This is a genomic window from Streptomyces sp. NPDC096046 (genome assembly GCF_040303285.1).
Taxonomy (GTDB): Bacteria; Actinomycetota; Actinomycetes; order Streptomycetales; family Streptomycetaceae; genus Streptomyces.
In genome coordinates this window covers 1-11,521 of the sequence record NZ_JBEOSZ010000004.1, presented here as the reverse complement: position 1 = coordinate 11,521, position 11,521 = coordinate 1, and the positions used below count along the sequence as shown (strand labels likewise).

The following is an 11,521-nucleotide window of genomic DNA, read 5'->3' as shown; positions in this document are numbered from 1 at the left end:
GGCCCCCCCCCGCGGCCGCCGGGCGGGCCCCCGCCGCCCCCACCCCCCCCCCCCCGGCCCGCCCGCGCGGGGGGGCCCCCCCCCGGCCGCCCCCCCCCCCCCCCCCCCCCCCGCCGATGACAGCGACGTCGATGTGCTCCACGAGTTCCCCGATTTCGACGAACGTCTATGTTGACGCTCATCAATACAGCTGCCATGCTGGGCCGCGCAAGCCATCGACAGATGTCGAAACACGCAAGGAGTCGCCGTGAACGCGCCCGCCACCACCGAGCTGCCCGTCGTCGTGATCGGGGCCGGACCCTCCGGCCTGGCCGCCGCCGCCCACCTGCTCGACCAGGGCATCGAGCCCCTGGTCCTGGAAGCCGGCCAGAGGGCCGGCTCCGCGGTGCGCGAATGGAGCCACGTGCGCCTGTTCTCCACCTGGGGCGAGGTCGTCGACCCGGCCGCGGAAAAGCTCCTGGCACCCACCGGCTGGACCCGCCCCGACCCGGCCGCCTACCCCTCCGGCGGCGACTGGGCCGAGCAGTACCTGCAGCCGCTCGCCGACGTCCTGGGCGACCGCGTCCGCACCGGGGCCCTCGTCACCGGTGTCTCCCGGGCCGGCCGGGACCGGATTGTGGACGCCGACCGCGAGCAGCAGCCCTTCGTCGCGCACGTCGCCTACGCCGACGGCCGTGAGGAGCGCGTCTTCGCCCGCGCCGTCATCGACGCCTCCGGAACGTGGACCACGCCCGGCCCGGCCGGCGGCAGCGGCCTCCCGGCCCTGGGCGAAAAGGCCGCCGCAGACCGGATCACCTACCGCGTCCCGGACCTGAAGAACCCCGCCGTCCGCGCCCGGTACGCGGGCAAGCGCACCGCCGTGATCGGCTCCGGTGCCTCCGCCTTCACCGCCCTCGCCTACCTGGCCGACCTTGCCAAGTCCGACGACGGCGCGGGAACCAAGGGCGTGTGGATCCTGCGACGGGGCATCTCGGGCTCCACCTTCGGCGGCGGCGAAGCCGACCAGCTCCCGGCGCGCGGCGCCCTGGGCCTGGCGGCGAAGGCGGCCGTCGACGAAGGCCACGCGGACGCCGTCACGGGCTTTCGCACCGAGGTGATCGAGCGCGACACCGACGGCCGCCTGGTCCTGGTCGGCGAGGACGGCCGCCGCCTGGACCCGGTCGACGAGGTGATCGTCCTGACCGGCTTCCGCCCCGACCTGTCCTTCCTCGACGAACTCCGTCTCGGTCTCGACGAGCGCCTCCGGGCGCCGGTCGCGCTGGCTCCGCTGATCGACCCCAACCAGCACTCCTGCGGCACCGTCTACCCGCACGGCCACCGCGAGCTCTCCCACCCCGAACCCGGCGTCTACCTGGTCGGGATGAAGTCCTACGGCCGCGCCCCGACCTTCCTGGCCATGACCGGCTACGAGCAGGTCCGCTCCGCCGCCGCCGCCATCGCCGGCGACCTCGAGTCCGCCGACCGCGTCGAACTCACTCTCCCCGAGACCGGAGTCTGCGGCGGCGCCGGCCTCTTCGACACCCCGGACATCCAGCAGGCCGACGGCGGCGGCTGCTGCGCGCCCGCGCCGCAGCCCGTTCAACTCGCCGCCCCCGCCTCGGTCGCGGCGGCGGCCGAGGCTCCGGCGGGCGGCTGCTGCGGCTCGTGACCGACCTCGGTAACCGAGGCAGCGGGGCCGCGACCGGAACAGGGGACCGGTCGCGGCCTCGCGCCGCCCTGCCCGCCCTCTGCGCCACGCAGATCGTGAGCTGGGGCATCGTCTACTACGCCTTCCCCGTCCTCAACCCCCGGATCACCACCGCGACGGGATGGCCGGCCGGGGCGACCACCGCGGCGTTCTCACTCGGTCTCCTCGTCTCCGCCCTCGCCGGGATTCGCGTCGGGCGCATCCTCGACCGGCGCGGCCCACGCGCCGTGATGACGGTCGGCTCTGTGTGCGGCGTGGTCAGCCTGCTGATCGTGGCCGCGGCCCCCAACCTCCCCGTCTTCTTCGCCGGCTGGGCGCTGGGCGGACTCGCGATGGCCTCCACCTTCTACCAGCCGGCGTTCGCCGCCCTCACCCGGTGGTGGGCCCCCGACCACGTGCGCGCCCTCACGATCCTCACCCTCGCCGGCGGGCTCGCCTCCACCGTCTTCGCACCCCTGACCGCGGCCCTCGCCGACCACCTGTCCTGGCGCCACACCTACCTCGTGCTCGCCGGCATCCTCGCCGCCGTCACCATCCCCGCCCACGCCCTGGCACTGCGCGCACCCTGGCCCTACGCCCCAACCAGCCCGGCGCACGCGGCCGATGGCGCGGCCGAGGTCGGGCGCAGTCGGCCCTTCCTCCTGCTCGCCGCCGCCTTCACCCTCTCGGGCTTCGCGATGTACGCCGTCGTCATCGCCCTCGTCCCCCTCCTGCTGGAACGCGGGTACACCACCAGCCAGGCCGCCTGGGCCCTCGGCCTCGGCGGCGCCGGACAAACCCTCGGCCGCACCCTGTACGCCACCCTCGCCCGCCGAACCACCGCCACAGCCCGGACCACGATTCTGATCGCGCTCGGCGGACTGACCACCGGCGCCTTTGCCACAGTCGCCGGCCCGTACGCCCTCCTCATCGCCGTGTCGATCGTGGCCGGCGCGGTCCGCGGCAACCTCACCCTGCTCCAGGCCACCGCCATCACCGACCGCTGGGGCACCATCCACTACGGCCGCCTGTCCGGACTCCTCGCCGCGCCCGCCCACACAGCAGCAGCGCTCGCGCCGTTCGCCGGCGCCGCCCTGGCCATACCCCTCGGCGGCTACGGACCGCTGTTCTTCCTCCTGGCCGCCGTCTCCCTGGCCGCCGCGCTCATCGCACCATGGACAGCCGGAGGCACAGCAGTTCACCGAGCACTACGGAACTGACAGCGCCTACGCCCCGCTCGAAGGGGCGGAGCACGCTCTCGTGGGCACGATGGAGCACGGCGTGCTGGGGAGGCGCTGGGCCTACGACGGCTGCCAGGACGCCGTACCGGTCGGCCAGTCGGCGGCCCTGATCAAGGGCCGGGTGCAGGCCCAGGACCAGAACCTCAGCGACGTCCCCGACCGCGAGGTCGTCGTCACCGGGACCGGTGACGGCTCCCTCCCCACGGACTTCACCGCCGCCGACGCCCCAGGGCCACGCTGACCACACCGCAGGGCACGGCCCTGCGCGTGCACCGGGTCCGGCGGCCCGCCCCGGCCGGTTCGACGCTCCCTGCGCAGGGTGCGATCGGCCAGGTCAGCGGCTCCCGGCAGATGCCGGACGGCACTCACGCCCGAGGGGTGTTCGCCGTCCTGCGCGGCGCCGGGCGGGCGTAGCATCCTCCTCCATCAGGACGTGCGTGAGCATCAGGACGTACGTGAGCGGTACGTCCTGCGGTAGGCGTCCGGGGCACGCCGACCGTGCGGTCGAAGTGGCGGCGCTGTGTCATGGCGGTCCCCAGGCCGGTGGCCGTCGCGATGCTGTCGACGCTGTCGTCGCTCTTCTCCGGCAGTTCCTGGGCGTGCCGGATGCGCGGGGGCAGGACATCTACGCCGTGACGGCCCCCCTCGTGGTGGAGGCGGTCCACCGCATCCTCGGCGGGCAGACCCGGACGATCGGCGTCGCCTCCGCCGGCGAGATCTTCGACGCGGCCGGCTTCCTCGGCGCGCTGTCCTCGCATCTCTCCGTGGAGCTGCTTCGGTAGCGGGCCGACGATCGCTGAGCGCAGCGGTGTGCGTCGCCTCCGGTCCGGCTCAGAACGCGAGGGCCGACTGCTCGGCGGGCCGATCCGGCGCCGCGCCCCCCTGCGGCGCCTGCGGCGTCCCGCAGCCGCTCCCGAGCCATCGACGCAGACGTACACCCGCTCCCTGCGCCGTCGACAGGCCGTTCGGATGCTCCACCGGCCTGATCCCCGGCGGGCCGGCAGTCGGTGAGCGGGGGGCTCGACCGCTCCGCGACGTCGTCGACAAAGGCCGCGGATACGTGAGGGACTCCCTCCCACCACATCTGTGAAGGCGGCGCTTTTCCTGGTAAACACTGACCAAAGCCGCAGGACAGAAGGGGCCGGTCGGGACCACCCTCCGTCACGGATGATCCAGACGCGTTCACCAAGACGTTCGAGGGCAGCCTGGGCCTTGCCGTGGACACGACGGTTCCCGTCTACGACACCAACGGGATCGGCGTCGCCGGTTTCGTATCGGTCGGGGTCACCGTGGCCAGCGTCGACGACGTGGTGCAGGACCAGCTGCCGCAGTTGCTGGGCTTCGCCGGCGGGGCGCTCGCGGTGGCCGCGGGCGGGACCGCGCTGGTCTCCTGGCGGCTGCGGCGGCAGACGCGCGGCCTGGACCCGTCCGAGATGACCCGGATGTACGAGCACCACGACGCGGTGCTGCACGCGGTGCGGGAGGGCGTACTGATCATCGGGGGCGACGGACGGCTGCTGCTCGCCAACGACGAGGCCCGGCGGCTGCTGGACCTGCCCGACGACGCCGAGGAGCGCCGGGTCGGTGATCTCGGTCTGGAGGCGGGCACCGCCGCGCTGCTGGGTTCGGGCCGGCCGGTCACCGACGTGGTGCACCTGGCCGGCGACCGGCTGCTGGCGGTCAACGTGCGGCCGGTCGACCCCGACGACCGCCCTGCGGGCAGCGTGGCCACGCTGCGTGACACGACGGAGCTGCGTGCCCTGGCGGGGCGGGCGGAGGTGGCCCGGGAACGGCTGGGGCTGCTGTACGAGGCGGGGGTGCGGATCGGAACCACTCTGGATGTGGTGCGCACCGCGCAGGAACTGGCCGAGGTGGCGGTCCCCCGGTTCGCCGACGCCGCGACGGTCGATCTGCTCGATCCGATCCTGCGCGGCGCGGTGCCGGCCGGGCGCGGCCCGGGGATGCGCCGGGTGGCGGTGCACGGCGCCGACGGTGTCCGGTCCCTCCACCCGGTGGGTGAGCTGATCCGCTTCGTGCCCACATCGCCCGCGGCCGTCGGCGCCGAGCGCGGCCGTGCGGTCCTGGACGTCGACCTGGCCGCACCGGGCGGCTGGATGAACGCCCAGGACCCCGCTCGCGCCCGGCGTTTGCTGGACCTCGGTTTTCACTCCCTGATCGCGGTGCCGCTCCAGGCCCGCGGGGTGGTGCTGGGCATGGCGGGCTTCTGGCGTGCGGACGGTGTTCCCTTCGGCGCGGAGGATCTCGCCTTCGCCGAGGAACTGGCCGCCCGGGCGGCGTTGGCCGTCGACAACGCCCGCCGCTACACCCGGGAACACACCCTGGCCGAGACACTTCAGCGCAGCCTGCTGCCCGGCTCCCTGCCCGACCACGCGGCCGTGGAGGTCGCCCACCGCTATCTGCCGGCCCTGGAGGGCGTGGGCGGCGACTGGTTCGACGTCATTCCGCTGCCCGGTGCACGGGTCGCGCTGGTGGTCGGGGACGTGGTGGGGCACGGTCTTCATGCCGCGGCGACGATGGGCCGGCTGCGCACCGCGGTGCACAACTTCTCCGCCCTGGACCTGCCCCCGGACGAGCTCCTGGGACATCTGGACGAGCTGGTCGCGCGGATCGACGACGACAGCGACGGTGACGGGAACACCGAGCGGGACAGCGAGAGCGTGTCGGGCGCCACCTGTCTCTACGCCATCTACGATCCGGCGTCCGGGATGTGCTCCCTGGCCCGGTCCGGGCATCCGGAACCGGCGCTGGTGCATCCCGACGGCACCGTGGAATTCCTGCGGGTGCCCGGTTCCCCGCCGCTCGGCCTGGGCGGCGGTCTGCCCTTCGAGACCGCCGAACTCGCCCTCCCCGAGGGTTCCCGGCTGGTCCTCTACACGGACGGGCTGATCGAGGACCGGGAACGGGGCGTCGACTACGGTCTGGAGGCGTTGCGTGACGCGCTGGCACATGCGGGCCGGGGTCCCGAGGAGACCTGCCGGGACGTCCTGGACGCGGTGCTTCCAACCCGGTCGAGTGACGACATCGCCCTGCTCGTCGCCCGCACCCGGCTGCTGGATCCGTCCCAGGTGGCCGAGTGGGACGTGCCCGGTGATCCGGCGGTCGTCGCGGGCATCCGGGCGGAGGTCACCGGGCGGCTGAGGACCTGGGGACTGGAGGAGATGGCGTTCACGACCGAGTTGATCATCAGCGAGCTGGTCACCAACGCCATCCGCTACGGCATCGAACCGATCCGGATGCGGGTGCTGCACGACGGCGACAGCCTCATCTGCGAAGTCGCCGACGGCAGCAGCACCTCACCCCATCTGCGCCGGGCCGCGACCACCGACGAGGGCGGACGGGGACTGTTCCTCGTCGCCCAGTTCGCCCGGCGGTGGGGCACCCGCTACCTGGCCCGCGGCAAGGTCATCTGGACCGAACAGTCGACCCGGAGCCCGGTCGGCGAGCCAGAGGAGGTGTCGGCCGAAGCCCTGCTGGACCAGTGGGAGGACGCGGCCTGGTGAGGCGTGCGCAGGGGCCGGAATCGCTCCGCGTCACCCGATGCTCCAGCGTCGGTCGGCCCCGCCGTCGCGGTTTCGCACGTCAACGGTCCCTCCTGTCGTCGGCCCGCTGAAGGGTCGGGGCGGAACCTTGCGAAGGGATGCGCTCCACGGGGCCGGCGCCACCGCGCGGGGCGGGCGAGCGGAAACGGATCCGGCGGCTCACGGGGTGCGGAAGCCGCGGAACGTCACGTGCTTGCGGGTCTCGAACCCGAGCCGTTCGTACAACGCGAGCGCGCCGGTGTTCGCCTCGGCCACGTGCAGGAAGGGCCGTTCACCGCGCGCCACGATCCGCGCGACGAGCGCGCGCAGCAGGCGGACCGCGTGGCCTTGCCCGCGTGCCTCGGGGGCGGTGCAGACGGCGCTGATCTCGGTCCATCCGGGAGGCCTCAGCCGCTCCCCCACCATCGCCACGAGTGTGCCGCCGTCGCGGACGCCGAGATAGGTGCCCAGTTCGTGCGTGCGTGGCCAGAAGGGCCCCGGGCGGGTCCGTTCGACGAGCCCGAGCATGTCGGGCACGCTCTCCGCGCCGAGCTCGACGACGCCGGAGCCGAGCTCGGCGGCAGAGGGGTCGGGGCCGCTGTCGCCGGTCCAGATCATCTGGCGGCCTTCGAGGACGAAGACCGGCTCCCAGTCCGACGGCGGCAGGAACGGGCAGCTGAACATGTCGGCGAACTCGCCCGGTCCCAGCAGCTTGGCCAGGTCCGTCCATGCTTCGGCGTCCGGCTCGACGGACACCGCGGAGAAGGTCGCGACCCCGGGGACGTAGGTGACGGCGCCGCCGAGCCGGCGGGCGAGGTGTGCGTGGCGCCCGCGGAGCGATTCGCCCACCGGGTCGTCGAGTGCGACGGCGTCGCTGAGCCCCGTCATCGTGCTGCGCCTTCCTGCCCTCGGCCGAGCCGGTCGGCCGGGAGGCCGACACGGCGTCTTCGGATGCCGGCAGCCATGCTAGCCAGTGCCGCAGCAGGCAACGTTTGCCCCGCACGAGCGGCTCGCGGCGCTACCTGAGGTACGCGGCGAGCGGGAGGTTCTGCCGTCGGACGTCACGGGCGACGAGTCCGGCGATCCGCTCTGCGCCGTACGTCTCGAAGTGGGTGCGGTCATTGCAGAAGAAGGCGCCCACGGGACCCGATCCGTAGTCGCCGTTGTGCGGGCAGAAGCGCAGGCTGTTGTAGAGGGAGACGCTCAGCGACTGCAGGTCGACGACCGGCGTCCTGGTGGCGGAGCCGACGGCGAAGGTCTCGTTCACGAAGCCCCGGTTCTTCGTCGCCGTGCTTCCCGAGCAGGTGATCGCGGCGACCGGCGTGAGCAGCACCGGGTGCGCTCCCCGGGCCAGGGCGGCCTGCACCATCGTGGTCATCAACTGTCGGTAGCGGGCGGGGCCGACGTGCCGGGGGCAGGTCGAGGAGGAGTCGTTGATGCCGAACTGGATGAACAGGTAGTCGCCCGCCTTCATCCCGGTGCTCGCGTTCAGCATCGACTGCCAGCGTGCCGAGTAGCCCTGGGACGTGAGTCGGCACTCGCCGTCCGAGCCCTTGGTGCTGCTGACGTTCCCCTCGTACATCCAGGTCTGGATGCTGCGGCCGCCCACGGCCTGGTTCCTGACGGTGACATCGGCGTTGAACAGCGCGTCGAACCGGCTGCCCCAGCCGACCGGGCAGCGGGCCGAGCCCGGGTTGGCCATGGTCGAGTCGCCGGCCAGCCACACGGTGACCGGCTGGGCGGCCGCTCGGGCGACGGGGGCAGCGGTGCCGGGGCCGCCGGAGCAGCGCGTCGCGGCACTGCCGGCCGCTGAGGCGGCACTGGGGCCGAGGCTCGACAGGGCGATCACCAGCGCGGTGGTGACGACGGTCCGTAGGTTCTTCATCGGTTTCCTCCCGGGGAAGGGGCCCTTGCGTCGGTCAGCGCAGGTGTGGGCGGCCAGAGGCGAGTTCTGCTTGCTGACGGCCTGAAGCAGGGGTGATTCGCCCGCCTATGCTGGGAGCGTTCACAACGTGTCAGGTGGGCACGAAACGCTCCTCCTCGAATGGGAAGGTGGCGGTACGGAAATCGCTGTGAACTGCCGTCCGGCACAACAGAGTTCGCGGGCGAGTCGACCGGTTCGACGACCTTCGACCCCAGGTGCCCGCTGAGGCGCATCCCGCAGTGTCAAGGTCCGCCACCTGGCTGTCAATCCATGAGGCACGAGAAACTCACGGATCCGAACACGACCGAACAGCGGAGCGGACACGATCCTTGACGAGGCATCAGCCCGTTCTTACCCTCCCCATGGGAGCGTTCCCATACCCCCCACGCCCCGGAGGCCACCGTGACCGGCTCGCACCCGCACCCCCGCACCACGCCACGACCATGGCGATCGCCCCAGCGGCCCGGCGGCCGTCTCGTCGGCGGCATCCTGGCCGCCACCCTGGCCGTCTCCGCGCTCGTCGCACTCCCGCAGACCGCGCAAGCGGCGAGCGCCAGGCAGGTCGAGAAGCTCGACCGCGGCCTGTCCAGCGTGCACACCGACAGCGGAAACCTTGTGTCATGGCGGTGGCTGGCGACCGATCCGAACGACGTGTCGTTCAACGTCTACCGAGGCGGCACCAGACTCAACTCCTCGCCCGTCACGGCCTCGACGAACTACTTCGACGCGGGCGCCGCCGCCTCGGCCGACTACACGGTGCGTGCCGTCGTCAACGGCACCGAGCAGGCCGCGTCGGCGTCCGCGATCCAGTTCCGCGCGGGCTACAAGGACGTGCCGATCTCCCCGCCCGCGGGCGGCACCGCTCCGGGCAACTCGGCCTACACCTACGACGCCAACGACGCCTCCGTCGGCGACCTCGACGGCGACGGCGCCCTGGACCTCGTACTGAAGTGGCAGCCGACCAACGCCAAGGACAACTCCCAGTCCGGCTACACCGGCAACACCATCGTCGACGGCGTCAAGCTCGACGGCACCCGCCTGTGGCGCATCGATCTGGGCCGCAACATCCGCTCCGGCGCGCACTACACGCAGTTCCAGGTGTACGACTACGACGGCGACGGCAAGGCCGAGGTCGCCATGAAGACCGCCGACGGCACCCGCGACGGCACCGGCGCGGTCATCGGCAGCTCCTCCGCCGACCACCGCAACTCCAGCGGCTACGTGCTGTCCGGGCCCGAGTTCCTGACGATGTTCAACGGCCGGACGGGCAAGGCGATGCAGAGCGTCGACTACGTCCCGGGCCGCGGCACCGTCTCCTCCTGGGGCGACAACTACGGCAACCGCGTCGACCGCTTCCTGGCGGGCACCGCATACCTCGACGGCGCCCGCCCCTCGCTGATCATGGCGCGGGGCTACTACACCCGATCGGTGATAGCCGCCTGGGACTGGCGGAACGGCGCCTTCACCCGCCGCTGGACCTTCGACACCAACTCCTCCAGCAACAGCGGCAAGGGCTATGACGGCCAGGGCAACCACAGCCTGTCCATCGCCGATGTCGACGCCGACGGCAGGGACGAGATCGTCTACGGCGCGATGACCGTGGACGACAACGGCAGCGGCCTGTGGACCACCAGGCTGGGCCACGGCGACGCGGGCCACGTCGGCGACCTCAACCCCTCCCGTCCGGGCCTGGAGTACTTCAAGGTCTCCGAGGACTCCGGCAAGCCCGGCTCCTGGATGGCCGACGCCCGCACGGGTGCGAGGCTGTGGCAGACGGCGTCGGGCTCCGACAACGGCCGGGGCGTCGCCGCCGACATCTACGCCGGCAGCGCGGGCGCCGAGGCCTGGTCCGCCACCGACACCACCCTGCGCTCCGCCACCGGAGCCTCCCTGGGCAGGGAGCCGTCCAGCGTCAACTTCCTTTCCTGGTGGGACGGCGACCCCCTCCGCGAACTCCTCGACGGCACCCGCGTCGACAAGTACGGCACCTCCGGCGAAACCCGGCTGCTCACCGGCTCCGGCGTCGCGTCCAACAACGGCACCAAGTCCACTCCGGCCCTGTCCGGTGACATCCTCGGCGACTGGCGCGAGGAGGTCGTCTGGCGCACCGGCGACAACAGGGCGCTGCGGATCTACTCCACCCCGCACCAGACCAACACGAAGATCACGACCCTGCTCCACGACACCCAGTACCGCACGGCGCTGGCCTGGCAGAACACCGCCTACAACCAGCCCCCGCACCCGAGCTTCTTCATCGGCAACGCCATGCCGACGGCTCCACGCCCCACCGTCTACACCCCCTGACGCCCTTGTTGCCCGGACCCTTGGCTCTCCTGCGAGCGCGGTAGAGCCAGGGGTCCGCGAACGGCCGACGACGAGAGACCGGCGGAGTGCGCGCGTGGCGGGCGAGAGCGGCCGGATCGTCCGGCAGGTCGGCGACGGCAAGGTCACCAAGGGTGCGGCCGAGCGGGCGCGATGACCGCGTCCCTGGAGCGCGTCGCCGACGCCCCGGGCGTGGCCTCGGGGCCGGCCGCCGGGCCGCCCTGCGCGCTGAGCCGACCTCGTCATCGCCTCCCAGGCACTGGAGCCGTACCACCAGCCGGAGTTGGACGTCGCCGGCTACTCCCGGCGGTGGAGCTCGCCGCCCTCACCGCCGTCGACGTGGCGTGCGCGCGGGTCCTGGCCGACGGCATGGCGGAATCCGGCCCCGTGTTCCTGAGCACCCTGCGGCCTGTCGCGACGCGTTCACCGCACGCCACCCGCAGATCACCGCCGGCGCCGACGGCGCACGCATCCCGCGCAGCCCCCTGATGAAGCGCAGGTCCGAGGACCGCATGGAGCGCCTCCACGACCGGCCGAGCGGCTCGCCCGGTCATGAGCGCGGCCCCCGGCGTTCACGTCGGGTCGATGGTCACCGCGCCGTACCTGCACCTCCTGGGCGCTGGGAGCCGGAGGCGGGCCCGGTGCTGGCCCGCAGCGAGACGGGGGGTGTCAGCAGGTGGTGCCGAGCCGGGGCGCCGGGCTGGTCGAGCCGTTCCACGAGCAGGTCGACGGCACGCCGGCCCAACTCCTCCGCCGGTACGTCGGCCGCGGTGAGCGGTGGCGTGACCGTCTCCGCCCACCGGCTCGCCACCACTCCGGTGACGGAGAA

General features: G+C 72.9%; 8 protein-coding genes and 2 pseudogenes. 6 read left to right on the top strand and 4 right to left on the bottom strand.

Features of this window, described 5'->3' with window-relative positions; genetic code table 11:
- Positions 1-247: 247 nt before the first annotated feature.
- From ABTX62_RS05060 to ABTX62_RS05050, 3 genes are read left to right on the top strand one after another with little or no spacing between them, the layout of a single operon-like run.
- Positions 248-1,648: an NAD(P)-binding domain-containing protein gene (locus ABTX62_RS05060; protein ID WP_352114866.1), complete on the top strand. Its 1,401-nt coding sequence runs from the start codon at positions 248-250 to the stop codon at positions 1,646-1,648.
- On the top strand, positions 1,645-2,886 hold the full coding sequence (locus ABTX62_RS05055) for an MFS transporter (protein ID WP_352114865.1): 1,242 nt from the start codon (positions 1,645-1,647) through the stop codon (positions 2,884-2,886). The genes ABTX62_RS05060 and ABTX62_RS05055 overlap by 4 nt, the downstream gene beginning before the upstream one ends.
- Positions 2,887-2,935: 49 nt before the next feature.
- Positions 2,936-3,148, top strand: coding sequence for a hypothetical protein (locus tag ABTX62_RS05050; RefSeq protein WP_352115038.1), 213 nt, complete (start codon positions 2,936-2,938; stop codon positions 3,146-3,148).
- A 203-nt stretch (positions 3,149-3,351) separates the two neighbouring features.
- Here the strand turns inward: ABTX62_RS05050 and ABTX62_RS05045 are convergent.
- Positions 3,352-3,530, bottom strand: a pseudogene (locus tag ABTX62_RS05045) (AraC family transcriptional regulator); the annotation flags it as partial.
- Between ABTX62_RS05045 and ABTX62_RS05040 the strand changes: the two are divergent.
- Both ABTX62_RS05040 and ABTX62_RS05035 read left to right on the top strand, forming a co-directional pair.
- Positions 3,516-3,689: pseudogene (locus tag ABTX62_RS05040) on the top strand (saccharopine dehydrogenase); the annotation flags it as partial. The pseudogenes ABTX62_RS05045 and ABTX62_RS05040 sit on opposite strands and share 15 nt — an antisense overlap.
- Positions 3,690-4,124: 435 nt before the next feature.
- A complete protein-coding gene (locus tag ABTX62_RS05035; protein WP_352114864.1) occupies positions 4,125-6,428 on the top strand; it encodes a SpoIIE family protein phosphatase in 2,304 nt (767 codons plus the stop codon).
- A 198-nt stretch (positions 6,429-6,626) separates the two neighbouring features.
- On the opposite strand, the gene ABTX62_RS05030 is transcribed toward ABTX62_RS05035, so the two are convergent.
- The gene (locus ABTX62_RS05030) at positions 6,627-7,334 is read right to left on the bottom strand and encodes a GNAT family N-acetyltransferase (protein WP_352114863.1); all 708 of its coding nucleotides are present in this window, start codon (positions 7,332-7,334) and stop codon (positions 6,627-6,629) included.
- A 130-nt stretch (positions 7,335-7,464) separates the two neighbouring features.
- Entirely contained in the window at positions 7,465-8,331 is an 867-nt protein-coding gene (locus tag ABTX62_RS05025) for a GDSL-type esterase/lipase family protein (protein ID WP_352114862.1), read from the bottom strand.
- A gap of 441 nt (positions 8,332-8,772) precedes the next feature.
- Between ABTX62_RS05025 and ABTX62_RS05020 the strand changes: the two genes are divergently transcribed.
- Positions 8,773-10,674 carry a rhamnogalacturonan lyase gene (locus tag ABTX62_RS05020; protein ID WP_502997904.1) on the top strand — a complete coding sequence of 634 codons (1,902 nt, stop codon included), beginning with the start codon at positions 8,773-8,775 and terminating at the stop codon, positions 10,672-10,674.
- A 607-nt stretch (positions 10,675-11,281) separates the two neighbouring features.
- Here the strand turns inward: ABTX62_RS05020 and ABTX62_RS05015 are convergent.
- A partial coding sequence (locus ABTX62_RS05015; RefSeq protein WP_352114861.1) for a substrate-binding domain-containing protein occupies positions 11,282-11,521 on the bottom strand: 240 nt, incomplete at its 5' end.

Coding starts and splice junctions, on each gene's coding strand:
- ABTX62_RS05050 (WP_352115038.1), top strand. CDS start 2,936: ATGGAGCACGGCGTGCTGGGGAGGCGCTGGGCCTACGACGGCTGCCAG.
- ABTX62_RS05030 (WP_352114863.1), bottom strand. CDS start 7,334: ATGACGGGGCTCAGCGACGCCGTCGCACTCGACGACCCGGTGGGCGAA.
- ABTX62_RS05025 (WP_352114862.1), bottom strand. CDS start 8,331: ATGAAGAACCTACGGACCGTCGTCACCACCGCGCTGGTGATCGCCCTG.